A 25177-nucleotide genomic window follows, 5' to 3' on the forward strand; every position below is an offset into this window, starting at 1 on the left:
CTTATCTCCATTTTCCAGGCAGTCCAAACTCTTTTTTAACAGTGTTTGGTATATCATTTTTTTTCAATGGAACTGATGCATCCCCAGTACTTCCTGACCAATGCCATGAGCCATCATTTGTATTCGTAAATTGATGAACGTTACCTTGTTCGTCCAATGCATACCTCTTTTTCCCACTATCTATTGAGTTACTAAATAGCTGAATAGAGTTAGCCGGTTCGGTTCCGGCGTTTCTATTATATCCGACTTGACCAGGAGTATGTTTTCCATTCGATTGATAAACTAAACCATTGCTAGCCTTTGTTGGGGTAGGTACAGGCATCGCACTTCCCTTGCCGCCAATCCCCGCAGCTATTCCTGCCGCACTGGTTCCTGCCACCTGTGCCAGTGAATTTATCGCAAGTTGTTTAGCCTCCGCTGAATCACCTGACATCAAGGCATTATGGATAGCTTTCATTCGGTCCGCTTCTAGCTGGATCGAAGTCAACTGAAGGATAGATAATTCGTTCTGTTCTTCTGCGCTTAACCCACCAGTAGCACGCGTTTTTTCCAACAGCTCATTGGTACGATTGGCATAATCAACCTGCAATTCGCTAACTTCATTTGCCTTATCAATACAGTTCTGAGCACCTTTGCACTCCACAACACTTTCATGTTGTTCAGCATTGATTTTCTTGTACTTATCAATAATGGCATTTTCGCAGTCAGCACTACCCTGACATTGCACCATCTCTTGACTACGCGATTTATTATCCTGCACACTCAGCGCATTATTCTCCACCGCGTTCTTCCCGGCCTGCGCCCCAGCAACGGCACTACCCGTGCTATCGCCTACTAGGCCACCGGATAGTCCCGCCGCCAGGGAACTGAGGTTAACAATAACCTGCTTCTGTGCTTCGGTCAGGTCTTTGGTCTCGATATTCGGGTAGAGGTTGTTTTTGATGTAGATGGCGGCCAGTTCGCCACTTAAAGCTCCGGCACCACCTGCGGCAGCGCTGTTGCCTTGCAGGTGAGAGAGCACTGCGCCCAACACCGCATGTGCCCCAATGCGTGCCGTTTCATTATCTTCACCGGCGACATCTTTAATCATCTGCGCCAGATACGGGGCTGATGCACCCGCCAGTGCTTTGGTCATATCACCACCAGCCAATCCTTGCAGAGCAGCGGTGGCTGCTTGCGCGATCTTTTGGTAGGTGCCACCAATGCCATAATCTTTCATGGCATCTTTATAGACTGGCGATGCTTCTATCTCTTTCTGGGTTGGGTTGAGATTACCACCTTTCGCCAATGCATCTTTCGCCGCAGTGGTAGCCTGGATCTGCCCCTGCGTGCTAATAACATCAAACACCTGCCCGCCAATCTCGCCAATCAACTGCGCTTCTTTCAGGCGGTTTTGCTCTTTCTCTTTATCAAAGATAGGGGTGAGGGCGTTATTGGCATGTTCGACGTCACGGCTCAGGTCGTCGACATTTTGCTGCTGTTTGTCTTGATCGCGAATGATGATGCTACCGTCAGACACTGCCGCATGGGTGGTGCCTTGCGCGTTACCATCATTATTGGCCCCGACCAGCACCAGATTGCCCATGTTGCCGAGGAAGTTATCCGCTACACTACCGCTGGTGCTGATGCTGCCACCCTGATGTTCGGTTTTGAACTCTGCTTTATTTTCAATATTGCTAAAGCCCAGTGTGCCGGTATCCAGTTTATTCTTATCCGCTGTTGCCGTAGAGCCAATCACCGCACCGTTAAGCTGGGTGTGTTCCCCTACGGTAATATCAAAGCCACCTTTGCCTGCAAAGATACCGGTCTGTTCTTGCACCGAATCAAAGTTGCTGTGCATTTTGTCCTGGCTGATACTCAGGTTCGCCGAGCTGTTACCGACACCCCATACCACTACGCTGACGCCGCCGCTGATGCTTTGCTGCTTCGAGTCGTAACGATCACTGTCTTGCTGGCTTTGTAAGGCCAGATTGCGGCCGACATCGGCTTCCACTTTGTCGCCACTGAGTTGTGCACCCTGCAAGGTAGTATCACGGCCACTGGTGAGAGAGAGAGTATTGCCACTGTCGAGGGTAGTTTCAGACCAATAAGTGCCATCACCACTGTTGTTGCCTTTGGATTTATTGGCATTGGCAAAAACACTCACCCCGATTTTGTCACCAAAACTGATACTGGCACCGATATTACCGCCACTGCTGCTGTTGCTGCCTTCGCTTTTCTGGGTATTAGCCGCCCCGAGTAACAGCAGGTCGCGATCGGCATCCAACGTAGTGTCGTGGCCTGCTTGGAGCTGGCTCCCGCCGATGATGATATCACCACTGTTGGCACGTTGACCTTTGCCGGTGGCGGTGATATCGAGGTCATTGCCCGCGGTGAGAGTTGAACCACTGGCGGCTTGTTGTTCCTGATGTTGTTGCGAGGTTGATTTTTGTGAGCCTAATGACACACTGATGCCAATCAGGCTGCCGGTATCGGTATTGCCCTGTGCCTGTGCCAGATCCACGGCCTGTTTAGCCGATATTCCTGTCAGAGCCGCTTTGGTGCCTTTTAATGCTGCCAGACGGCCATTGGTTTCGTCTTTTGCCTCTTGTACGGTTGTCACCGCCGTGTTCAGCGCTGAACCTACCGCGCCGGAAAGTGCGAGTGTTAGGCCACTGCTTTTTTGTTCATAAAGCTGATCGCTGCTGCGTTTGTCCTGACCCGGTTCAATGATGACGCTATCACCGGTGACACTTAGATTTTTATTGGCCAGAATATCTGCGCCACCAATATGGGCGGTGCCGCCCGCCTTGATGGCGACATTGCCGCCCGTGCTACCAATAGTGCTGGCACTTTGGCTTTGTGTCGTCCCTGAATCACGACTTTGTTGGCGTGATGAAGTGCTGCCAATAGTGACCCCGATGCCACCACCACTGAACATGCCGCTTTTTTTCTGTTCAGACAAACGGTAGCTGGATTGTTCTTCGGTGGCCGCCACAATATCCACATTGTTGCCCGCAGTCAGTGCGACATTATTGTCACCGACAACCGCAGAGCCTTTCACCAGTAAGTCATTACCGGCAGATACCGACACATTTTTGCCACTGAGCAGCGAGCCTTGCTCTTGTGTGGCGTAATCTTCAGATACCACGTGGGTAGTGGTCTTCGACAGCCTTTTCTTCTTAACGGTGGTTTCTTCAAAGAAGGAATAATCACTTTCTGTCGCCGTGGCCACATTAATGTCATGGCCGGCTTTCAGGGCAATATCACCGCTAGCCTGCGCCTGTGTGGCCTGTAAATTAATGTCATTACCGGCCAGAATGGTGGTGTCCCCACCGCTAACGATTTCAGTCCCTTGCTGACGGATGGATTCATTAATTTGCTGTTTCCGATCACCGTGGCTTTCGCTGTAGGTGCTGCTTTGCTGGGCATTAAGATTGACGTCACGACCAGTCTTGAGTGTGCTGTCGTTATCTGACACCAGCGCGGCTGCCTGTGAGTTGATATCACGCCCGGCATCCAATGTCAGATTATTGCCACTGGTTATCACTGAGCGGGTGGCATCAGTGGTACGATTTTCACTGTTATTGGTTTTTTGTTGGCTATTTTTCTCCGCTGTTTCCAGCGAAATATCACGCCCTGCAGACAGCCCGACGTTCCCCTTCGCTGCCAGTTCACTGGCCGTCAGTGACACATCGTTGCCTGCATTGAGGGTCAGGTTACCCCCAGCACTAATTTCACTGCCCAGGCTGTCGCGCTGCTCACTTTGTTGATAGCCGTTGCGGCGATCACGCTGTAGATTATGTTCATTATTACTGAGCGTGGCATTCGCTTTGATATCAACATCACCACCCGCTTGCATATCCAGGTTACCACCAGCAGACACCTTGGCACCCGTGACTAAAATGTCTTTTCGTGCATTCAGGCTGAGAGAGTCCCCGGCGCTGATAGTGGCGGTATCGCCAATTTCTGTGCGGGTTAATGACAATGATTCGCTATTCCAACGGCCATTACCTGCCGTCGTTGCTGTCCACTGCTGGCTGAGTGTTTGATTGATAATATTACCATCAAGGCTTTCTAGTTCCACTCGCTGACCGGCGATGCTGGAGCCGATGTTACTGATATCACTGATAGCACTCAGTTGCAGGTCACCGCCGGACGTTATTTTCCCGCCTTGCAGGTTACTGAGGGTGGTTAGACTATTCACCGCCAACAACTGGTCGGCCTTGAGGGTACTTTCCACATTAATAACTTTACCGGCATCAAGATTAACCTGATTACCCGCGATGATGCTGCCAGTTAATGAGGCACTATCTGCTTTTGCCAGATACAGCTTCGGTGCTAAAACAGTCTGGCCGTTAACATTAATCTCTTCCCACCAGACAATACTTTTGTTCAGGGCGGCAACCTGTTCCGCTGTCAGGCTGACACCCAGTGTTAGTCCCAGCCCGCTTTGGGCTTGTGCCGCGTTGTCGATAAGATATTGCATCTGAGCTAAATCCGACCCAAGGCCAGTGAGGTAGCGCTGACCAGTTTGGCTCAGGACCGCATTACTGATATAGCGGGTGTCAAAAGCCGCATCGCCGAGGAAGCGATAGTCATAATCGGGTTTCAGGTTTAAGCGGTCTAGGAAATAGGCTGAGCCTAGGAACTGCTTTTGGTCAGTAAACTGGCTATTGTTTTCCTGTGGTGCAGCTTCCGGTTGCTGGCCCAGCATCGCATACAACCCGTCGAACAGACTGTTATCGAGTTGTCCCAATTCATTCAGTTTGGGATTGGTGGTGATAAGGTAGGGGCTGCTTGGGTCAGGGGCCAACACAAAGTGGCCATTGTTGCTATTCGGCAACGGATAATCCGCCAACTCCGTGGCATTATTGCCCAAGGAACCCAGCGCGTTCTGCAAGTTATCTTTCCAGACTGGTGTCCCTACGGTGAAATGTTGATCGTCCTTCAGGTCTTGTGCCTGAGCAGTGTCGATATTATCCGGTTGTGATAGTAAATCCAGCTTAGGGGCCGCCAGCGTATGACTCACTCCACCTGCATTTGGTGTGGCTGTGGTGTTACTGATGTCACCAGTGAAATGGGCGTTAACTGCGCCACTGGCTTGAATGACGGAGCGATAGAGCTGACTGTCTTCACTGCGTTCAGTACGAATATCGCCATCAGCGGTGTAAGTAACAGACTGGTCCTTGATTTGCCCCAATGCGTAGATATTGAGAGGCCGTAATTTGGACACCTCATACCAATATCTGGACTGAGGAAGCTCTCCTGTGCGGTAGGTTTGATAACGTGTTTCTGTCCCCGCCAACCAGGACTGATTATTCAGCGTGTTACCCGTAAGAGAGATATCACCGTTAGAGAGGATATCGCTGGCCAGGTTATCGAACCTTTGAGCGGTAACGATAAGATCTTTACCGGAAGATATACGTCCAGCCGCTCCCTTGCTGGTGACTGAAAGGGTCGAAACAGATAATGCCAGCTCTCGTGTTTTCTCAAAGGGGGCGGCATAGGTATCTGTGTGACTTACTTGGCGGGCATCGTCTCCAGCTTCTTGCCGGGTGATCATTATCGTGTAGTAACCAATCTCACCTGCCTCGAAGAAACTGAGTGGAACCTTTACCAATGCACCATTTAACCAAGGATATTCATTAGTCAGATCCTTGTCAGTACGGGTCACACTCAATCCATCACGCTGATTCAGCAAATGGGCGGTGTTGATGGTGATATCACCGTGCCCCGTTTCAATGGTGCCAGAGGTGTTAATAACCTCACTATTGGCATTGCCAGTGGTGTCTTTCTGCATCCACAGACTGTTGTCCGCTAAAATATCGCCGTAGTGGTTGGTGATCCGGTCTGCCAACAGTTGCATATTGCCACCGCTGTACAACATGCCGCTGTTGAACAATTGGCTGGCCGCGTTTAATAGCAGGTCGCCCGCGGTGCCGATAAAGCCGTTATTGCTGATAGTGCTGCTACTCAATAGCTGTATGCGGCCTCCAGCCTGCAGGCTGGCAGTATCATTTTGTGTGATACCCGCGGCATTGATACGGACATCACCGTTACCACCGCGCAGTGTTCCGCTGTTGGTGAACTGCCCCAGACTATGGATAGCCAGACTTTGACCCTGCGTAGTACCCGCGAGGGTGATATCCCCATTACTGGACAGGTTCAGCACTTTGCCTGCGGCGAGTGTGCCGTGTTGTGTAAGGGCATCATTGATTGTCAGGGAAAGGTTGCCCAAGGCGACCAATTGTCCAAACAGGCTCACTGTACCACTGACTACTGTCAGGTCACCTGCGCTGAATAACTTAGCATCCTGTTGGTTCTCAATCTGTTGCGCCTGAACGCCCATCTGACGTGTGGCCAGCAGGGTACCTGCGTTATTCAGGCTGCCAATCGTCATTTGCAGGTTGTCGCCCTGTACCGTTCCCCGATTGTTGAAAATATCGAGCGTCAACAGATTATCGCCCGCAGCTATCAACGTACCGGTGTTATCCAGTCGCGTGCCGTTAAAAGTGATGTTATTCGCTTGCAGCCAGCCGCTGTTGTTGAGGGCGAGAGAGCCAATATCTAAATCCCCCCCGACAACAATTTTTCCCGTATTAAGCATCGGCGTCGTCAACACGAATGTGCTGGCTCCCGCGCCCTGAATGTTACCCGCGTTATCTAGCCCCGCAGCATTGAGGTTCAACCCGTTTTGGCTGCGCAGATCACCGCTGGCAAGGTTATGGAACACGCCACTCAGTTGGGCACTGAACGTATCCTGCCCTTGCATCACCCCGGTATTGGTAATGTCTGCCGTGTGTAGCGTCAGAGAACTGGCCTGAATACGCCCCTGATTATCGACTTGAGTGGCATTCAGGGTCAGTAAGCCCTTGCTCAACATCTCACCGTTTTTTTGTTGGGTGATGCCATCACTTATTTCAGACTTAAGCTGATTCACCCCGACGATGACACCACTGTTGAGCAGTGAATCTCCTTTCAGGAACAACGAGGTCGCCTGCCAGTTGCCGTGGTTAACTAACGCCAGCGCATTAATCGCCGCCTCACCGAGAGTGATAATTTGGCTGCCTGCACCACTGTTAATATCGCCGGTGAGATCGAGTTGGATGACGTTATTCGCCTGTAAAGTCCCGGTGTTATCCAGTTGGTGCGCCGCCAGAATAATCTGTTCACCTTGCCACGTCCCGGCATTGCTAACAGTCCCTGCATTCACCTTGAGATCACCGCCGCTCAGTAGCTTACCGCCAGTGGCGTTGTTCAAGTCCTGTTGCAATTGCAACACCAGGCGTTCGACGCCAATCAGATGACCTCTGTTGGTTAACTGCTCAGCATTTAACTGTGTAGTGGTGCCTTGCGCTTCACCCTGGTTGATAAACTCCTGTGCACTGAGGCTGAGTTGGCTCTCACTGAGTATTTTTCCATTATTGGTCAATGACTCCGTACTCAACGTGATAGGGCCCTGACTCAGCAGTTGCCCGCTGTTGGTGAGGCTTTGTGTGGCGTTTGCCGTGAGTTGGCTAATACCTAACGCACTGCCGGTGTTATCCCAGGTTTGTGTTTCAATATTCAGGCGATTGGCTTGCAGTTTACCGGCATTGTTCAGTTGCACACCTTGCAAAGTCAGAGCGCCCCCTGCTAGCAAACGTCCTTCAGCTCTATTGTTGAATGTTTGTGCATCAATAATGGCATTGACGTCGGCCTGCATTAGCCCTCTGTTATCTAGATTATGGGCTTTCAGTGCCAGTGTGCTTGCCGCCAGGGTGCCGCTGTTGCTCAGTGAAGGAACGTCCAGAGTTAACCCCTGACTTGCCATCAATGAGCCGCTATTGTCCAGACTACGAGTAAATGCCAGTTCGAGCTGCGGGGCAGCAACCAGTCCACTGTTGACCAATTGCTCACCACGCAGCGTCAACCGTTGTCCTGTTTGCAAGGTCCCTTGCTGGTTAAGCTGATTGACTGTCAGTGTCAAATCGTGATCAGCCTGCATACGACCTTGCTGGGTAAGGCTGTCACTGTGCCAACCAATATTGCGTGCAACTATATCCGCCCGGTTTTCAGTGGTTCCAGAGACAACATTCAGGTCACCAAACGTAGTAAAAATACCGGCAAGCTGGGCATTCTTCTCAGCATTCAATGTGATGCTATCTTTGGCTTGAATTTGCGCGCTGCTGCCCGTAGTAAACTGCTCTCCCGCCACGGTCAGGGCATGATCGCCAGACAGCAATCCGCTCAGCAGTAACGCCCCCCCTTGCAGGTGAATATCGCCAGTACTGAGTAGCGCCGAGCCTTCAGCGGTCGTCAGGTTGCTGTTGATAGCGATACCCTGTTTCCCGGTCGCCCGTCCCGTCAGCAGGAACTCGCCTGCTCGTACGTTCAGTGGCCCTTCGGCATACAGCGACCCATCGACGTTCAGCGTATTGCGCACCGTCAGGGCTAACTGCTGTTGTGAGCCAATCAGACCGCGGTTATTCACCGTATCGGCATTCAATGTCAATGTGCCAGCCGATTGCAGTTGGCCATTATTGTCGAGTTGTCCGACGTCCAGATTTTGGGAGCCTTGAGCTTGCATCAGCCCACTATTATTGAGACTTTGTGTCGTTATCTGGCTGTGGCGATTGGCTGCAAGTTGCCCACTGTTATCCAGTGTTGCGGTCTGTAGTGTAAGATCCCGCCCAGCGGTAAGCTGCCCTTGCCAATCCGCATTACCACTGAAAGTGAGATGAATATCGCCCTGTGCATTAAACTGGCTGTTGCGGGTACTTTGCAGGTCAGTACCTTGCAGAGTGACATCACCGCCAGAGCTGGTTTTACCCGCCAAATTCAGGGTACCACCTTGTAAGGTCACACCATCCAGACCCGTTAGTGTTGAACTGCCATCCAGAATTAGGTTGTTCTGCGCGGCCGCCAGCACGGTTCCAGCCCCGAGCTGGCTATTCAACCATTGTTGTTCGGTACCTATTAGCGTCAGCGTTTGTCCGCTGACCAATTTGCCTTGTTCATCGCGCCCCGCCAGTAACGTACTGTTGGCTGCACGCAACTTGCCCGTAGAGTCCAGAGTCATGGCTTTGGCCGCACTGAGTGTGGATTGCTCCAGTGCCAAATCGCCGCCGGTGAGTACTACTTGCTGATCCGAATTTAGCGAAGCGTTGTTCACTGCCAGCTTGCCTTGGCTGTTCAACACCATATCTTGCCCGGCTTTGTGGCTGCCACCCAGCGTCATTTCGGTCGCGCTGACATTCAGGCTGCCCTGTGCCAGCGAATTATTGAGGGTCAGCTTGCCGCTACTATCCAGTTGGATATTCCCCTGACGAGCATTGAGGTTACCGAGGTTAACACCCACCCCTTTTTCACTGGACACCAGACGGATGCGATTCGCATACATCCCACCTAACGCACCGGTATCAACCGCCACTTTGGGCACATCACCTTTGCCTTGCAACGCGCTGACATTACCGGCAGCATCCACCCGGTTGCTACCGGCAATCAGAGTGAGGTCTTGCGCATAAAGTTGGGCGTTAATCTCAGTGGCACGGCTGATAATTGACAATGCACCGCTTTTGCTGGCATCGAGGCCTTTGCCCTGAATCGAGATAGCTCCCTGAGTGACTTCCAACGCCTGCAATTTACCGTTGGCATCCATTATTGGCTTGCCGGTAGTCAGTGTCACATTCGGGGTATTAATAAATCCGCAGCCATCGCAGGTGATACCGTAAGGGTTTGCCACCATGACACTGGCTTGCTTACCGGCCACTTCTAGATAGCCTTGCAACTGTGAACGGTTAGCGCCCACCACTTCATTGATAATGGCTTTGGCTTCGTGACTGGCTTGCAAATTGGGGTTGTTTTGAATCAATCCACCCAGTTGAGATTGCGTCAACTGACCGGTAGCGTTATTGAGGATCAACCCCTCTTTACCCACATTGAAGTCGTTATATTGGTTGTGGGAAATTCCGGACTGATTCGGTGTCGCAATATTCACCACCGGCACACCATTACCGGCTTTATCTAGCTGTGTATTACCCCCGGCAATACTCACCTCAGCAGCCAGTGCGGGCATAACCGGTTGCAATACCAGCAGGGCGCACAGGGTATAACTCAGCAATTGATGATGAGTTTTGATGGTTGACTCGTTATTTTTCTTCATCCCTGATAACCCTATTTATAAACAGTTAGATAATGAAATTGATACGGTAATAAACAGAAACACGATCTGGCTCCAGCCAGTCGGGATATGCCAGTGGCCAGCCGACAGTAAACTGGCTACTGAAATAGCGATTACGATGCCCCAACCCGATGGCACTGCCCCACAACTTGCCAGAGGCATAACTGTCAGCAGTGTCATGGCGCAGATAACCCCCGTCAATGGCTGCCAGCGCAGTGATATCCCCCAGTAACGGCAGGGTGGTCAGTGACCAGTTAACCTCGTTGCGCCAATAACCGCCTTTATCGCCGGACAGATACTGTTCTTTAAAGCCGCGCACAGAGGTTTCACCACCAATAGTCAGTCGTTCACTGCCGTATAAATTATCGGGTGTCCATTGACCGTAGAAGCTGGTGAGCCAGCTCCAGTCCTGCGCCAGAGGCAGGTAATAACTGCCGGACAGCGTCCACTTATTGAATTCGGCCTTGGGTGCGCCGCTATTTTTGCCATTATCATCTTCGGCACCCAGCCAGGGTACACCGCGACTGTAAGAGGGGTTCAAGGTGCTATAACCCCCCCAGAGTTTCTGGCTGTGATTAACCCCCAATACGACACTGGATAATTTGCGGCTGCTGCTTTGCAAAAGACTGTCATTGAGATAATTGCGATTAAGGCGATGGGTTAGGCCGAGTGACAGGCCAGTTTTCATATCACTGTCCCGATACACAACACGCGAAATGGCGAAACGGTGCGTCTGGCTGTCGCCACTGGAGAGCCAGTCAAAGCCACGGTTAGTCACGGTGGAGAGGTAATCACTGTATGAATAATTGTAATCTGCCAGCCAGTAACCATAGGGGACACTGACTCCAGTCTGCACACTGCGGGCATTATGGCTGCTGGCAAAATCGCTACTACGCGAACCGGAAACAAACCACTGATCAGCTAAACCAAGCAGATTGTTGGCTGTTAGCGAGCCATTAATCTGGCCAGTACCGGTACTTTTTTGCCCACTATTATCAAAACCGACACCAAGATTTAGAGGAAATTCAGGTGTCGCGGTGAGATTGACGATGGAATAACCGGCTTCGGTCCCTGGCAATATTTCAATTTGCACTGGAGTTTGGCGTAAACGGTTAATTTGCTCCATGCCCTGTTCAATATCACGCAGATTAAGAATCTTCCCCTCAAGCCCTGGGAATGCCATTTTTAACTGGCGAGAAGTTTTTCCATCTAGCTCGATTTTTTGTAGTTTACCTTCCAGCACAGCCAGTTGTAGGGTGCCTTGTGATAAATCCTGCTCAATCAGAAATACCCGACTGGTAATATAACCACGCGAAATATACCAATCAGACATTTCTTGTATTAAGGTCTGGATCTGACTTAAGCCCAGACATTTATTCAAGTAAGGTTGAAGTAATTTTTGTTTGTCCCGTGCAGGTAAATGGTCTGCGCCTTGTAGATGAACAGTATTAATCAAAAAACAGGCGCCAGCCGGTGCTGGGAGCGGTTTTGGTGCGACGAGCTCGGGAGTTAGGCTACGTTGTAATTCCTGACGCTGGCGCTGGTTCTGTTCCAAAATATCGCGCTGTTGCTGCTGAATAGTATTTCTATCAGCAGGGCTCAGCATATTGGCATAAGCAGTAAATGAGAATGACAGGGACAGCAAAGTGGCTGCTATCTGTAAATATTTAGACATGGCATCCATTCCAGTTTTTATTGGATTTATTATTTCGGCGTATTATATCTATTAGCCTAACTACTGCAATTGATGAAATGAAAGGCTAACGGTAGCCTCTTTGTGTAACGATCTGATGTGGAAGAAATAATATTAAACACGGGAGATTTTTTTAAAAGTATAATTCAATGGATTATATTCATTTTTAAGTATATTACCCTGACTTATTATAAACAAATAAAGAATTGGTCTTAAGGTTTGGCTTTGTTTGAATATTTATTCTCTGTGCGGGTACTGCGGCACTAGCAGCCAGTTAAACAGGAGTAGGTATGGAATTGCAGGGTTTTGGGCTGAACTACATCGAGAAATGGCTACCTGAAGCCTCCGTGAAGTACAAAGACGGTAGCTATGATAAGAGATCAGAACAACACAGGGACAGTGATTGAATCTGGATTATGTCGAGGGACATGGCTTAACCCGGCCTATCTGACCTGTCAGCACGGGGTGCACAGGTCAGGCTCGGTGCTCAGTAGGGAACGAGTCGATACAGCGCCACTAGCACTACTATATTCAATATCACACTGATGATGAAGTACGTTTTAAAGGGCTGCTTTTGTGTTTTATGGCGAAAGATTTGCTGACCGAGAATTGCTCCGGGCCATCCACCCACGAATCCAAACACCAGCAAGGTGAACTCAGACACTCTACGCCAGGCTTTGCGGGCCGCCATTTTATCTACACCATAAACCACGAGCGTCAACACGTTAGCGAACAGGAACCACATCACAAGAGGATGAAGCAAAAATGAGCAGCCGATAGCAACTAAGGCCAGAAGAAAATAACAGAAGCGATTGAGGTTCATACGATAGCAACAGCATTAATCAATCAGAATGGAAGGGAACTATATCCGATTCTGAAGGAGGCGGTAATCTTAACGTTTTCCAAACGGCCGTTTACAGGCAAAAGTACTGCTTTAGCGGTTGTTATTACCGTAGAATAACGTCGGGTTTGACACTCAGAGCAGCCTGATGGTCATCGCTCAAACTGCTTTCCGTCGTATACAGGAGTTGTTGGCATTGGGGGCATGTCTTTGGCCCAGTATACTTATGCTGGCATAGCACACAGAAGTAAGCTCTGTGTGGCAGATAACTCAATGGCGCATGTTGAGCCATGATAGTCCTGCGCAGGGTACTTAAGGTATCAGTAGTTTGTGACGATGTTGATGCCATTTTTGCTCGGTATTTACAGTTTATATCGGGGTTAAAATCGGGATGCTCCTGGTCATGAATGAATAGACGCCCTGCGACATGAGTATGTTGTAATTGCAGTGGGTTATGGCAGGAAGGGCAGTAATAGCATTCAGTTGCTGAACCTAGAAAAACACTTGCACTATTAACTCGTGAGCCCTCTGTTGTCAGGGCGGTTCTGATGCGTTGATACATGATGATATCCTTAATTACCCTAAGTTTTACGTTTGGTTAAATCGGCCTACGGTATATATGGCGGTCCATGGAATTGCTTTGGGTGTATAGCTATACAGTGAGAAAATTGAGGCTCAGAAGCTTGTTTGGGATGTATTTGATACTGTGAGTGTTGGTTTTGCAGTGTTTGCAGTATTTCTCCCATAGTAGTGACCCGCGCATAATGATGTATAACCCCTTTTCTCCAAATTGCAGGCATGCGTCATCCGACCCTTGAGGGCTGATATTGATGCAAGCAGTAGGCGGAAATCGTGGGGAGGTTGGTGTCGATTAATTGCTAAACAAGATGCTATTGGCGGGACTGGGCAATACGTTCATTTAACCAGCTTTCTACTTCGCTTTTTAGCCACCGAGAGCTTCTCCCCATTTTAATGGGTTTGGGGAATGAGCCATCTTTTATCAGTTTGTAAAACCACTTATCAGTAAGCTGCGTAAACTGCGTGATAAATACCATATCGACAAGTTGATCGTTTAGAAGGGATGGGGTGGGGGTATTCATGATTAAATCTCCTTTAAGTGAGTAAAGGAGGAATGAACTGCCTTCAGGTGTGTGACAGCCTTCCTCAGTGGATGGAAGGCCATGTAAAAAACTAATGATATCCTGTTTGTTTATTGTGTTGGATACCCTTCAGTACCTCTCTCTTAGCGTCTTTGCGGGTTTTTCGTGCAGTCTGTCGTGTGAGCTTGTTTTCCTGTTCTTGTTCGTCATATATGGAACTTCCCGCAGAGCGGATCCTGCTGCTGTATATTTTGGTCCTGTGCTTCGCCATGTATTCGGTGCGTTCCATGAGTTTTTTGTAGTCGTCTGTGGCTTTCAGATTGGCCCGGTTAAGGCGATAGCAGGGAGACTTACAAAAATAGACCAGACCACGATATTCCTTACCTTCCAACTTCAGCGCACTCAGCCACGCATTGATAATCAGGTCAGCCAGATTCCCCTCTTGCCAGTAGTTGCCCAGCGAGTTGAAAACGTCCATATTGAACATAAGCAGTGTGTGATAATGAATCTTTTTGCCGCACTGATTATTCTCCCTCACCCAGATGTAGTGCAGCTCAGAGTAATGCACCTGTTTGCCAGGATTTTCTTTCTTTTTTCGTTTGTATCGCGCTTCAAGTCTTGATGTGATTGCCGCCATAAAGGCTTTCATCGCTTTATTACCTTCAACGTCATAGTTATCGGGAAAACGCAAGTCAACGCGAATAACCAGTAACCGTGGGTGCGTTATTAGAGCATTGCGCACGGTACTACCGAATCGTGCTAGATAAAGATAATTATGCGTTGCCAGATTGGTCGGGTATGTTTTATTGGGTTGTTTATCCGTCATAGTTCTTACTCTTGATTTGTTATATTTACAAAAAGTCGGCGTCTCATAAAGACATCCGTGAGACATTGGCATAAATCACTTACACTTAGGGAGAGTGTCTTGCAAAGCCATTTATTTACATTTGTAACTTAATGTCCTGCATGTATTTTAATTATTTCATAAGCCATCAAGACTTATCCTGATGCATATTTTTCTCACGCTGACAGATAACATGATGAATACATAGTATTGCAACTAAGAAGTTACCTTTACCATTATCAGAGTTAGCTATGGCTTACTCATATGAGATTATTGGTTAAGCAGTTCATTAGTATTTCATAGTGTTGTGGTGAAGGTTGTTTTTTAATGCTGGCTTACAATTTTAATTGTATTGTTTTATTAGATTGTTGTTTTCTGTATTTGTTTTTTTATTATTAGATTAGTATGCTTTCTTTCATGGCTGTATATATTATTCTTGTTGTATATATATTATTGTTATATGTATTACTCTTGTTGTATATATATTATTAATAACCGATAGTACTTCATGCATCCCCTAAGAACGTCATGTCTTGCAGCACTAAGTTCTTGTGGGGCTAGCGTGTATTGTTTGCTGCTTATTTTTACTCTGAAGTTAGCTTTTCATAAGGAATAAAAAAACTACGTAAATGAACTGTGGAGTTCGACGTTTCATCAGCATGATTTTACGTGTTCGGCATGTTTAATGATGACTCCCTTCATATGCATATACGTACTGTAAATATTCAGGTTTCAGGCTATCGGAAAGGATCGGGTCTGGACTATCAACGACGATGCATGACGCCTGTGCAACAGGGCTGATGAAGTTACGAATAGGGAAAACAGTCTCGCCTCTTCTGATGGTAAGCGCAGTATTTTTTTACAGTACACGCATCATAGCCATGGTTCCCATGGCTTCCTCCTTCCCTGTAATGCTTAATATCTCTGTAATTTCCTTAAATAGAGCGTTTTTATAATATATTGATTATTATGTTTTTGTTTAAAAGTAAGGTTCTTTATAAAGATTACTTTTGATATTAATCATGATGTAAAGTAACTTACTTTGATGTTTCTCATCGACGAAAAAGGACTAGAGGGTATGGCAAGTAAGCACAAAATAACGGCGTATATCTCTGACTCGACTACTTATGAGTGGGCTAAGAATACTGCCACAGAAAGAGACCTTACAAAGTCTGGGTTTCTTGAATCACTAATCAAACAGGAAATGCAACTGGGACGGAGTAGATCGAAATTAAGACCGGCATTAACAATTTATGATACCTATCATCCACCTGTTCAAATGTTGACGTATTCAGGTAACTACATTATTGGTAGCAGTATTCCGAATTCATCTCCGGTACTGGATGTGGGGAATTTAATTGGTATGATCACGGATGGAGTGAATATGGGGATTCATAATGATTTTCATGAGAAGGCATTGGGTCACTATATTCGTCGGCCACAAGGTGTATTTGATGTTGTTTTTTTGAAGACGTTCTTTGAGGGGAGAGTTTATGAAGATCCGCATGTTAACTCAGTTAATGTTTCCTATAACGTTATATATTTGCCTCTCATTCTTACTCAAGAATTATGGGATGAATATGGTGGGTGTTGTGACTTTTTTAGTATCAGGTATTTGAGACAAACAGATATTGTAAGATCGGAGTGGAAAAGATCATTATCTGGAAAATATACCGGCATTATGCCTTTGTTTGAAAGAATGAAGTATAGCAATGATGTTGGAGGTTTCTTTATTCCTGTATATCAGACACCCAAAAAACTTGAGGACAGATTGGAGGGAACTGATTTGGGGAAAAAACGTTCATTAGGCAATAATATTTTTATGGGGGTAGGACCAACATATAAAAAAGAGCGCTTTTGTTTAAATGGGAGTGACCTACTAAGAAATGTATATTAACAGGCTGATTTCACTTGGATATATTTTGAGAAAGATATTACTCCTGTAGCAATCAATTGATTTATTATCTCAGGTGATATCAATGAATAAAGAGTTCGATGTTAACTCGTTACTAAAATCGGTACTTTCTCCTTTTCCTGCTGATACAGCCCACTGTATCAGCCATCATCTCTCCCGTACCATTCTCAAACATGTACATCAGTGCATTCATTACGAACCCACTATTGGGGTTATGGGAAAGACCGGTGTGGGTAAATCAAGCCTCTGCAATACCTTATTCAATCCGCCCCCCGCCAAGGTCAGCGCCATTAAAGGATGTACCCGCCGTGTACAAACGTATCAATGGGCTCTTGCGCCGCATGCGTTGCTCATCGTGGACTTTCCGGGAATAGGTGAAACGCCCGAACTTGACCGCATCTATACGCGGTTATATCAACACTGGCTGGGTCAACTGGACCTGATTATCTGGGTGCTTAAAGCTGATGACCGGGCATGGAACGATGACATTCGTTGCTATCGGCAATTGATTTCGCAGGGAGCAGACCCCGTGCGCTTTCTTTTCGTCCTCAATCAGGCTGATAAAATTGAACCCTGCCGGGAATGGGACCTCGTCACTCACCAACCTTCTTTACGTCAGCAACAGCACTTGCAGGTAAAAATAGCGCAGGTCAATGCGCTGTTTTCACCCCGACATCCTGTTCTGGCCGTATCGGCGTCGGAGGGGTTCAATATGCTCCTCTGGGCCGAAACCTTCATTCGTGCTTTGCCGGATAACGCCAGCAGTGCAGTCACACGCCAACTGGAGTCGGGTTATCGTACGGAGAACGTGATCAACACGGCGCGCGACAACTTTGCCCGTGGCGTGGGCGATATTTTCGATGATGCGCTCTCTGCAATGCAAACCACCGGTGCGCTGGTGCATCAGCTTAAACGGCTTCGCCACCGACTGCTTTCGGTTGTTCACGCTGTCTGGCATTTCCTGTTCTGATTTCTCACGGCCAACGGTTTATTCGTTCGATCTGTTTCGCCGATCGAACACCTATTTATGATAGTCAATGACTATCAATAATTGATTTTATCATCAAGAAACCAATAGGTTTTAACGATCGGTTTTAGCTTATTGATCTTAATTAACGATTATCTCTCTTTCCCACATCTCGCTACGATCCCCTTTCCAGAACGGTCGTCACCCCTTAATTTCCGTCTACTTATTGATGAATACAGGAGTATTCCCATGATGCAACGCGGTTTCCCTTATCTGGCCTTTATGCTGCACGATACGAGGTCCCCATGCTAAAACCTTATCCTCTGTCCAAGCAGGACAGCTATGCCTGGGCTCTGGCCATTGTTCTTCCACTACTCTGGGCACCCTTCGCCATTTTCTTTCCTAAAGAGATTGCCCTTGGCTTTTATCTGGTTCTCTCACTGGTTTGGACCCTTCTTGACCGGTTAAGCCTGATGAAACAAGAAAAAGTACCGCCTTCGTTTTGGTATTTTCTGCTACCCATGGTTTATCTGCGGCAACGTGACGAACGTCAGGGGAAACCCTGGCGTTTGTTGCAGGTATGGCTGATATGTACTGTTTTGTCGGTGATAGCCGGTGAGCAATTTAAAAAGCAGTCGGGTACAGAACAACTTGCGCAGAGCGCTTGTTCTATTGTTACCCAGCTCATGAAACAGGAAGGTATTGATGAACGCTGTATTCGCGTGACGGACTTAAAGGAAGAGGTCAGCGGGCGTTTTTATCGGGCACAGGCCCTGATGAACACCGGTAATAAAGAGCCGATGACGATTGAAGTCAGGGGCAGGGATATTTATGTCGTTTTACCTGAGTGGGAGGAATGAAAATGAAAGGTCAATTTAAAAGTCTCGTCCGCGTTTTTCTCTTAAGCACTGGGCTGTTGTTGTCATGTGTACATGCAGTACAGGCTGACAATTCGCGCTGTGTAAAACCTGTTTTTTATGCCAAAACGCTCAACCATAACAAAGAAGTCACTATCTGCATGGATACCCCTTACGTGTCTTACTCTTTTGGTAAGACCGGCTCCCCACATAAAGAAATGGATATCACTGTTCCGGCAGCCAACACCACTTACGCATACCAGAATAATCAGGTTATCAGCATTCAGGAATTCACCGTCAGAAAGGGTGATACCCGCTATCAGGTCTCCGCCGGAACAAACGATGACGGTGAGCCCGTCGCTTCACTCTACGTTTATAAAGGTGCGCCAGAATCCGGAAAACTGCTGGCAGAGATAAAACTCGATACCCATACGGTGGTGAATAACATTAGCCACGCACTGGCAGATGACGGTATTGCTGAATCAGGTAGCCTTTAATCGCCCACAAAAGGAGTGAGCAAGTGAACGATAACTGAATAGCGATATCACGATGCTTATTCACCACTGACTTTACTCTTTATACATCGTCACCCTACTGGCCCTCAGTCTATTTAGACTGGGGGCCTTTTATTTGGAGAAAACACTGATGACCCGTTTAGCGTCCCGTTTTGGTCGGGTGAACTCTGTTCGCCGCGACCGTCCCCTGACCCATGATGAGTTAGCCTACTATGTGCCCAGCGTGTTTGGCGAAGACAAACATGCCTCCCGCAGCGCCCGATACACGTATATCCCTACTATTATACTATTGGATAAGTTGCGTGAAGAAGGGTTTGTGCCGTTCTTTGCCTGCCAGACCCGAGTACGAGATTTGGATAAACGTGAGCACACCAAGCATATGGTGCGACTGCGCCGAATAGGGCAAATTACGCAGAGAGAAGTGCAGGAGATTGTTTTGCTCAACATTCACGATGGCTCTAGCAGCTATCAAATGCTACCGGGGATGTTCCGTGAAATTTGCAGCAACGGCCTGGTTTGTGGTCAGAGTTTTGGCGAAATTCGTGTGCCGCATAAAGGGGATGTGGTGGAAAAGGTGATTGAAGGGGCCTACGAAGTGCTGGGGATATTTGACCAGATAGAAGAAAGTCGTGAAAGCATGCAGTCATTAACGCTGTCAGCGGAGCACCAACATGCATTGACCTACCGTTACGGAGAGGAGCACCATCCGGTCACGGAGTCCCAAATCCTGATGCCCCGTCGCTGGGAAGATAAAAAAGATGACCTGTGGACAACATTTCAGCGTGTGCAGGAGAATCTGACCAAAGGGGGATTATCGGGTCGCAGCGCCACAGGCAAACGGGCACAAACCCGTGCTATCAATGGTATTGATGGTGACATCAAACTCAATCGGGCGCTGTGGGTCATGGCTGAACAGCTTAAACAGGCAGTGGTGTGACCCAGCCTCACGGCTTCGGTGACGATCGATTTCAACGATCGGTTTCGCGTTATTGATCTGCACAACCCATTATCTTTTCTCTTTACCCATCGATAAAATTGATAGGGTTACCTGTCAGCAAAATGTATTTAAAACAGCGGCCAGGCACAGGCGTTATGCCAATATTCAGGGAAAACCACCGCCCGTTATCTCCACGATAACGGGTTTTTAATCTAAGAGATGTTGCCTCTCCCCGTGTTCTGCCTCCACTCACGACTTTAAATATTAAATCACATTCTTTACCCATTCCATGAGCAGGCTCCCCGGTTTTCCGGAGGGGCCTGTTTTGCTATTTATCCCCATATAAAGAAGGATATTACTCATGAATACCCCAACCCCAGCTCAGACGGGCACACTAACTGCCACTCGGGTTTCTGATGCGCAACGCATCCATTTCTGGCCAAAATACTTTGGTCAGGTGCCCAAATGGGCGTTGATTGAACCACAGGTTTTTCGCTGTCTTGACCGGTTGTGTGCTGACTATCAGGGCGATTTTTGGGACTTCTACACCTTGCCCAACGGTGGGGCATTTATGGTGCCGGGCACGGAGCAAGACTATGTGTTGTTTAACGCACTCAATGGCAACGGGGCCACCGTCAGTCGTGAAGCTGCGGGTATCACCGCCTGCCTGATGGCCTACAGCCATTATGCCTGCAGCACCGAGAGCGAGACCATGACCGAACACTTCTACTGGCTACGGAAATACGCACTGCACCACCCCGAAAGCCGCGCCATTTTCTCCCTGATTGACTGAGCAACAAGGACCTCTCACCATGAAAATAGCGTTATCTCCAACAGTGGCAGAAATGTCACCCGGCGAACAACGCACTATCCGACGTGCCCTGAACCTGCTGGCAAGACAGTTGCGGGAGCCGGGTGTCGCGTTTACCTCCACCCACGTGACCCGCGACTGGCTGCGCCTGCATCTGACCGGGCTCGAGCGCGAAGTCTTCATCGTGCTGTGGCTCGACAATCAAAACCGTCTGCTGGCTCAGGAGACGTTGTTTACCGGCACCATCAACAGTACTACCGTTCACCCGCGTGAGTTGGTGAAGTCGGCCATGAAGCACAATGCGGCGAGTGCCGTACTGGCGCACAACCATCCGTCCCAATTGGCCGAGCCCAGTCAGGCCGATCGACAGATCACCGACAGGCTGGTCAACGCGCTGGGCCTGGTTGATGTGAGAGTGCTAGATCATCTGGTTGTTGGCGGTCTGGATATCGTGTCATTTGCTGAACGCGGCTGGTTGCCACATTAATGAAACATCATGGGCCAACCTACCTGCATATTGATGCTCTGGGAGATATGTTGCCCGGTTTCGCCACGTTCGACTGGTGAGACAAAACGTACATCAAACTAAGTGGTAACACAGCTCGTCTCCTGACGTAATTCAACGCCATCCATCATGAGAACATCCCCATGAAACCACGACCCACCCCACCGGGCGCATTGCCCGTGCCCTTTATTTATCAACAACTGCTCGCTTTTCTGCTGGAGCACCACTACGGCCTGAGCCTCAACGATACGCCCTATCACGATGAACAGGTGATTGCACAGCAGATTGAACAAGGGATTTCAGTCGGCGACACCATCAACACACTGGTTGAGAAATATGCCTTAGTGCGAATTGGTCGTAACGGGTTCAATGCATTGGCGCAGGACCCGATGCTGAGTAAGGGCGATATCGCTCGTGCTCGCCAGGCTGCTGGCCTGTGGCGAGCGCATTTTCCGCCCACCTTGCTATACCCCATGTAATTCCCCAAACCCTATTCAACCACAGAGAAAAATTTAACATGAATAACAACACGAGCACTTCCCCGGCATGGGGCCTGCAATGCGATATTACGCCGCGGTTGGGAGCCCGACTGGTTCAGGAGGGAGCGCATCTGCATTTTCTGGCTGACCGTGCTGGTTTTGTCGGCACATTCGCCCCAGATATCCTCCAAACGTTAGATACCGCGTTCCCTGTACTGATTGAACACCTGGAAACCTGTCTGCGTTCCGGTGAACTCGATCAGCGCCGTCAACACTGCGTGACTGTTCAGCACGCTGGTTTTACCTGCGATGCGGATACGCTGGGCAGTCACGGTTATGTCTATATCTCGGTGTATCAGGAGCTGTCTTGAACAGCAGACACTGGCACCTGAAACATCCCTCTTCCTCGACGCCAACAACAATAGTTGGCGTTTTGCTTTTATGGAGTTCCTACGATGTCTACTTCACTTAGCGCAGTTATCGACGAGCCGCAGGTTCTAACCGGCCACACCGATGTGATTTGCTCCACCAGCATTGAACGTATCATCACCATGCGTAACACCGCGCTGGTGCAGATTGACGCGCTTATCCACCAGCTTGAGGATATTTCAGCCATCACCAGCAGCATCGGCGGTGGAATTGCAAAGGACTGGGCCATGCGGCAAGACTTCCGTACTGGCTGCTGGTTCATGGAGAAAGCAGAAACAGCCATGAAAGTGATTACCTGCAATCTCGATCGCGGTATATGGCGAGACCTGATGAAAAAATCAGGGATGCTGAGCCTGATGGATGCCCTGGCCCGTGACCAGTGGTACAGAAACCTTGAGGGGGATAATATTCCTGCCATTAGCGAGGAAAGTATTTACAGCACATTTGAGCAGTTGCACCGTGATAAGGACAACGTATTTGAGCGAGGGGTGATTAATGTGTTCAAGTCGCTATCATGGGATTACAAGAGCAACCATCCTTGTAAGTTTGGCAAGAAAATTATCGTCAACAATTTGGTGAGTTACACCCAATGGGGATTTACCCTGAACCACAGCTACCGGCGGGATCAACTGGCGGATCTTGAACGGATGTTGTTCCTGCTCGAGGGCAAGGCGATCCCGGACAACCGGGGAGATGTGACAACTCGGCTGTATGAACATATGAGTGCCAATCGGCAAATGACGAAAGTTTATGAAGACGATTATTTTGCGATAAAATACTTTATGAAGGGCTCAGCGCATCTGACATTTAGGAAACCTGGGTTGATGGACAAGATGAACGATATCATCGCTAAACATTACCCAAGCATATTGCCAGAACGGGTATAGGGCAACTGTGCATGTTAGGTTGTATTAGCTGTGCCTTTATCTAACGGTGCCCTCTGGTAGGGCACTATTAAATCTGACCGTCGGATAAGTGCCAGCAGCGGACATTTCACACTTCTGCTTATGTGGCCAAAATCGGTATGCCACTACTCTTTATAGAATTTATATCAATAGTTAAGATAAAATGAAGGTTAATTGGAGTTTCATTCGGTTATATAGGCCCACCGTTCAATTAATGATGGACTCAGAAATTATCACTGCCAGGGTTCATGTAAACAATACAGGTAAGGGAATATCAGATGCCATCTCAATACACATTCAATGACCTGCTCGGGCTGCTTGTTTTTTCACGGAAATATCACTTTCTCCACAATGATCTGGACTGCCTGATCATTGCATGGGCTGAAGATCAAATCACCGAAGGAAATGATTCGGAGACTCTTTTAATTCTCGCTTCACTGGGGCTTGATAAGCAACCTGAACGGACCGAGGTTGAATTATATATGTCACGGTACATGGCAGAGCAGCGGATAGATCTGCCACCGCTAAAAACAGCAGCATTGGTCTGGATCAAGCTATTTATGAGTCAACTTTCCCAGTGCGCGTCCATCCATGATGCAGAACAGAAAATGTATTTTCTGGTGTGTCATTGGCTTGAACCTGACGTAAAGATTTTCGCGGCGGTGGTCGATACCCTGAAATCGCTTTACTGGCATCTCTTTGATGAATGGGAGGGACCTGGCACAAGCGAAGCAGTAAGGATGGAGGAGTCAGAATTCTTTGAGCTGATTAATCGTGCGATGCTGCCCTATTCCCGTAAAATTGAGAACCCAGATTGGCTGGATCTGCTTGTTCGGTAATTTTTACCAGCATCCTGAAAGGTGCCTTTCCTGTGTGCATAATTCCATCTGATTTGAATTCCTTTTCGCATTCTACTTGAGTATATCCAGCAAAAACATCATCGTTCACCCTAGGAACCTAGACACAAAAGTTAACCTAACTGAGTAGCCGCTCTGTGCCAAAAGCGGAAGTAGCTAACAGCACTTAGTGTTGACTGACGGGGTGCAGGTCACAGTATGTGATTATATCCAGCATGACTTGAAAAAAGGTTGAAATCACTATATATAGTAACTAACCCATTTTTATTTTGGCATATATAGTGAAAATGAACCCATTTCGTGTTTTGTGCTTAGACGGTGGTGGAATGCGTGGTGTTTATCAGGCCACGTACTTACAGACTTTTTCTCAAAGGCTAAATCAGACAGGTTTTAAACAGTCTGACCCTGGTTCTGCCTTCGATCTACTCGTAGGTACCAGTACAGGAGGAATCGTTGCTTGCGCATTAGCCGCTGGTATTCAGCTTGAGAAGGTTCTCGAGCTTTACCAGACTTACGGTAAAGATATTTTTCCACGGCAGCGACTCCGTGCCCTTCCTTTTGTAGGTAAATACGTTCGCGGGTTATGCTCGGGACTAGCTTCAGGTGATTTTGCCTTACGCAAAGTGCTTAAAGATACCTTTGGTGAAGAAACTATCGGCAAAGTTTATGAACGCCGAGGGATCGGTTTAGCCATCACTACTTTAGATTTAAATCGTCACTCCTCAACTGTATTTAAAACACCGCATATGGCTCGCCTAAATGGACGAGACAATGATCGACTACTGGTTGATGTATGTATGGCAACTAGTGCTGCACCTATCCTCCGATCAATTGCACGCCTTGAGGAGCCAGGCTCTGGCGGAGCAATCGTCGATTACGTTGACGGTGGGCTCTGGGCTAATAATCCAGGTGCTGTAGGCATGATCGAAGCCCATGAAATTCTCCAACTCAGGGGAGAGACTGAACGCCCTGTGCACTTATTCATGCTGGGCACTCTTCCTGTTCAGGGAGGTGAGGAACTTGCCAGTAGCAGTATGTTGCACCGTGGAGCTTTGGGATGGTCTGGCGGCCTCAAAGCAATCACTGCGAGTATGAATGCCCAGGCGGTTGCTTGCGATTATATGGCTCGGAAAATTGCCGAGTTGAGAGGCAATGGCAGTTTTGCATACCGAATGCCAGCTCAGTGCCCCTCTGGGGAGCTACACAAATACCTCGAAAATATGGATGACGCACGTCCAAGAGTACTTAATGCATTAGCCCGGCAGGCAGTGTCCGACGTTGATTACGCATGGGCTCTGGCCGAATCAAATAATCACATGAAAGAATTTCGAACCGCCCTGTCGATTAAATCTAATACCTAAATTTAAATCTCTGGGAG

The 25177-nt window shown here is 48.2% G+C and carries 19 protein-coding genes; 13 read left to right on the plus strand and 6 right to left on the minus strand.

All coding sequences use genetic code 11. The features are described 5' to 3' along the window. Window position 1 precedes the first annotated feature (1 nt). The 6 genes from Q2T71_RS01455 to Q2T71_RS01480 form a co-directional block, all read right to left on the minus strand. Window positions 2-10126 carry a hemagglutinin repeat-containing protein gene (locus tag Q2T71_RS01455; protein ID WP_372557882.1) on the minus strand — a complete coding sequence of 3375 codons (10125 nt, stop codon included), beginning with the start codon at window positions 10124-10126 and terminating at the stop codon, window positions 2-4. 25 nt (window positions 10127-10151) lie between these two features. Further along, a complete protein-coding gene (locus Q2T71_RS01460) occupies window positions 10152-11828 on the minus strand; it encodes a ShlB/FhaC/HecB family hemolysin secretion/activation protein (protein WP_372557883.1) in 1677 nt (558 codons plus the stop codon). 496 nt (window positions 11829-12324) lie between these two features. Beyond that, window positions 12325-12660, minus strand: coding sequence for a DUF1294 domain-containing protein (locus tag Q2T71_RS01465; protein ID WP_372557884.1), 336 nt, complete (start codon window positions 12658-12660; stop codon window positions 12325-12327). 124 nt (window positions 12661-12784) lie between these two features. Further along, on the minus strand, window positions 12785-13240 hold the full coding sequence (locus Q2T71_RS01470) for a putative zinc ribbon protein (RefSeq protein WP_372557885.1): 456 nt from the start codon (window positions 13238-13240) through the stop codon (window positions 12785-12787). A 328-nt stretch (window positions 13241-13568) separates the two neighbouring features. Next, window positions 13569-13778 carry an AlpA family transcriptional regulator gene (locus Q2T71_RS01475; RefSeq protein ID WP_050311259.1) on the minus strand — a complete coding sequence of 70 codons (210 nt, stop codon included), beginning with the start codon at window positions 13776-13778 and terminating at the stop codon, window positions 13569-13571. 91 nt (window positions 13779-13869) lie between these two features. Continuing rightward, complete coding sequence (locus Q2T71_RS01480; protein WP_372557886.1) at window positions 13870-14604, minus strand: inovirus Gp2 family protein; 735 nt, start codon at window positions 14602-14604, stop codon at window positions 13870-13872. Window positions 14605-15700: 1096 nt separating this feature from the next. On the opposite strand from Q2T71_RS01480, the gene Q2T71_RS01485 reads away from it, so the two are divergent. The 13 genes from Q2T71_RS01485 (at window position 15701) to Q2T71_RS01545 (ending at window position 25160) form a co-directional block, all read left to right on the plus strand. After that, window positions 15701-16519: a hypothetical protein gene (locus Q2T71_RS01485; protein WP_372557887.1), complete on the plus strand. Its 819-nt coding sequence runs from the start codon at window positions 15701-15703 to the stop codon at window positions 16517-16519. Window positions 16520-16601: 82 nt separating this feature from the next. Further along, a complete protein-coding gene (locus tag Q2T71_RS01490) occupies window positions 16602-17507 on the plus strand; it encodes a GTPase family protein (protein WP_072084660.1) in 906 nt (301 codons plus the stop codon). Window positions 17508-17809: 302 nt separating this feature from the next. Beyond that, window positions 17810-18364, plus strand: coding sequence for a hypothetical protein (locus Q2T71_RS01495; RefSeq protein WP_265527419.1), 555 nt, complete (start codon window positions 17810-17812; stop codon window positions 18362-18364). Between the two features lie 2 nt (window positions 18365-18366). Next, window positions 18367-18858: a hypothetical protein gene (locus Q2T71_RS01500; RefSeq protein ID WP_372557888.1), complete on the plus strand. Its 492-nt coding sequence runs from the start codon at window positions 18367-18369 to the stop codon at window positions 18856-18858. A 148-nt stretch (window positions 18859-19006) separates the two neighbouring features. Continuing rightward, a complete protein-coding gene (locus tag Q2T71_RS01505) occupies window positions 19007-19813 on the plus strand; it encodes a DUF932 domain-containing protein (RefSeq protein ID WP_372557889.1) in 807 nt (268 codons plus the stop codon). Between the two features lie 361 nt (window positions 19814-20174). Further along, a complete protein-coding gene (locus tag Q2T71_RS01510) occupies window positions 20175-20606 on the plus strand; it encodes an antirestriction protein (protein WP_372557890.1) in 432 nt (143 codons plus the stop codon). A 19-nt stretch (window positions 20607-20625) separates the two neighbouring features. Then, a complete protein-coding gene (gene radC, locus Q2T71_RS01515; RefSeq protein ID WP_372557891.1) occupies window positions 20626-21111 on the plus strand; it encodes a DNA repair protein RadC in 486 nt (161 codons plus the stop codon). Further along, a complete protein-coding gene (locus Q2T71_RS01520) occupies window positions 21111-21191 on the plus strand; it encodes a hypothetical protein (protein WP_265623162.1) in 81 nt (26 codons plus the stop codon). Before radC ends, Q2T71_RS01520 begins: the two co-directional genes overlap by 1 nt. A gap of 81 nt (window positions 21192-21272) precedes the next feature. Continuing rightward, entirely contained in the window at window positions 21273-21608 is a 336-nt protein-coding gene (locus tag Q2T71_RS01525; RefSeq protein ID WP_372557892.1) for a TA system toxin CbtA family protein, read from the plus strand. 38 nt (window positions 21609-21646) lie between these two features. Further along, the gene (locus tag Q2T71_RS01530) at window positions 21647-21979 is read left to right on the plus strand and encodes a type IV toxin-antitoxin system YeeU family antitoxin (protein ID WP_372557893.1); all 333 of its coding nucleotides are present in this window, start codon (window positions 21647-21649) and stop codon (window positions 21977-21979) included. Between the two features lie 84 nt (window positions 21980-22063). Beyond that, window positions 22064-22924, plus strand: coding sequence for a DUF4942 domain-containing protein (locus Q2T71_RS01535; RefSeq protein ID WP_372557894.1), 861 nt, complete (start codon window positions 22064-22066; stop codon window positions 22922-22924). Between the two features lie 296 nt (window positions 22925-23220). Beyond that, complete coding sequence (locus tag Q2T71_RS01540) at window positions 23221-23781, plus strand: hypothetical protein (RefSeq protein WP_372557895.1); 561 nt, start codon at window positions 23221-23223, stop codon at window positions 23779-23781. A 305-nt stretch (window positions 23782-24086) separates the two neighbouring features. Next, complete coding sequence (locus Q2T71_RS01545) at window positions 24087-25160, plus strand: patatin-like phospholipase family protein (protein ID WP_372559813.1); 1074 nt, start codon at window positions 24087-24089, stop codon at window positions 25158-25160. Window positions 25161-25177: the final 17 nt, after the last annotated feature.

The organism is Yersinia sp. 1652 StPb PI (assembly GCF_041538345.1).
GTDB classification, from domain to species: domain Bacteria; phylum Pseudomonadota; class Gammaproteobacteria; order Enterobacterales; family Enterobacteriaceae; genus Yersinia; species Yersinia enterocolitica_E.

What these genes read in the sequence shown, in the direction of transcription:
- Q2T71_RS01490 (WP_072084660.1), top strand. Translation starts at nt 16,602, where the DNA reads ATGAATAAAGAGTTCGATGTTAACTCGTTACTAAAATCGGTACTTTCT.
- Q2T71_RS01500 (WP_372557888.1), top strand. Translation starts at nt 18,367, where the DNA reads ATGAAAGGTCAATTTAAAAGTCTCGTCCGCGTTTTTCTCTTAAGCACT.
- Q2T71_RS01525 (WP_372557892.1), top strand. Translation starts at nt 21,273, where the DNA reads ATGAAACCACGACCCACCCCACCGGGCGCATTGCCCGTGCCCTTTATT.
- Q2T71_RS01470 (WP_372557885.1), bottom strand. Translation starts at nt 13,240, where the DNA reads ATGTATCAACGCATCAGAACCGCCCTGACAACAGAGGGCTCACGAGTT.
- Q2T71_RS01485 (WP_372557887.1), top strand. Translation starts at nt 15,701, where the DNA reads ATGGCAAGTAAGCACAAAATAACGGCGTATATCTCTGACTCGACTACT.
- Q2T71_RS01520 (WP_265623162.1), top strand. Translation starts at nt 21,111, where the DNA reads ATGAAACATCATGGGCCAACCTACCTGCATATTGATGCTCTGGGAGAT.
- Q2T71_RS01535 (WP_372557894.1), top strand. Translation starts at nt 22,064, where the DNA reads ATGTCTACTTCACTTAGCGCAGTTATCGACGAGCCGCAGGTTCTAACC.
- Q2T71_RS01475 (WP_050311259.1), bottom strand. Translation starts at nt 13,778, where the DNA reads ATGAATACCCCCACCCCATCCCTTCTAAACGATCAACTTGTCGATATG.
- Q2T71_RS01530 (WP_372557893.1), top strand. Translation starts at nt 21,647, where the DNA reads ATGAATAACAACACGAGCACTTCCCCGGCATGGGGCCTGCAATGCGAT.
- radC (WP_372557891.1), top strand. Translation starts at nt 20,626, where the DNA reads ATGAAAATAGCGTTATCTCCAACAGTGGCAGAAATGTCACCCGGCGAA.
- Q2T71_RS01455 (WP_372557882.1), bottom strand. Translation starts at nt 10,126, where the DNA reads ATGAAGAAAAATAACGAGTCAACCATCAAAACTCATCATCAATTGCTG.
- Q2T71_RS01510 (WP_372557890.1), top strand. Translation starts at nt 20,175, where the DNA reads ATGAATACCCCAACCCCAGCTCAGACGGGCACACTAACTGCCACTCGG.
- Q2T71_RS01540 (WP_372557895.1), top strand. Translation starts at nt 23,221, where the DNA reads ATGCCATCTCAATACACATTCAATGACCTGCTCGGGCTGCTTGTTTTT.
- Q2T71_RS01460 (WP_372557883.1), bottom strand. Translation starts at nt 11,828, where the DNA reads ATGGATGCCATGTCTAAATATTTACAGATAGCAGCCACTTTGCTGTCC.
- Q2T71_RS01495 (WP_265527419.1), top strand. Translation starts at nt 17,810, where the DNA reads ATGCTAAAACCTTATCCTCTGTCCAAGCAGGACAGCTATGCCTGGGCT.
- Q2T71_RS01505 (WP_372557889.1), top strand. Translation starts at nt 19,007, where the DNA reads ATGACCCGTTTAGCGTCCCGTTTTGGTCGGGTGAACTCTGTTCGCCGC.
- Q2T71_RS01480 (WP_372557886.1), bottom strand. Translation starts at nt 14,604, where the DNA reads ATGACGGATAAACAACCCAATAAAACATACCCGACCAATCTGGCAACG.
- Q2T71_RS01465 (WP_372557884.1), bottom strand. Translation starts at nt 12,660, where the DNA reads ATGAACCTCAATCGCTTCTGTTATTTTCTTCTGGCCTTAGTTGCTATC.
- Q2T71_RS01545 (WP_372559813.1), top strand. Translation starts at nt 24,087, where the DNA reads ATGAACCCATTTCGTGTTTTGTGCTTAGACGGTGGTGGAATGCGTGGT.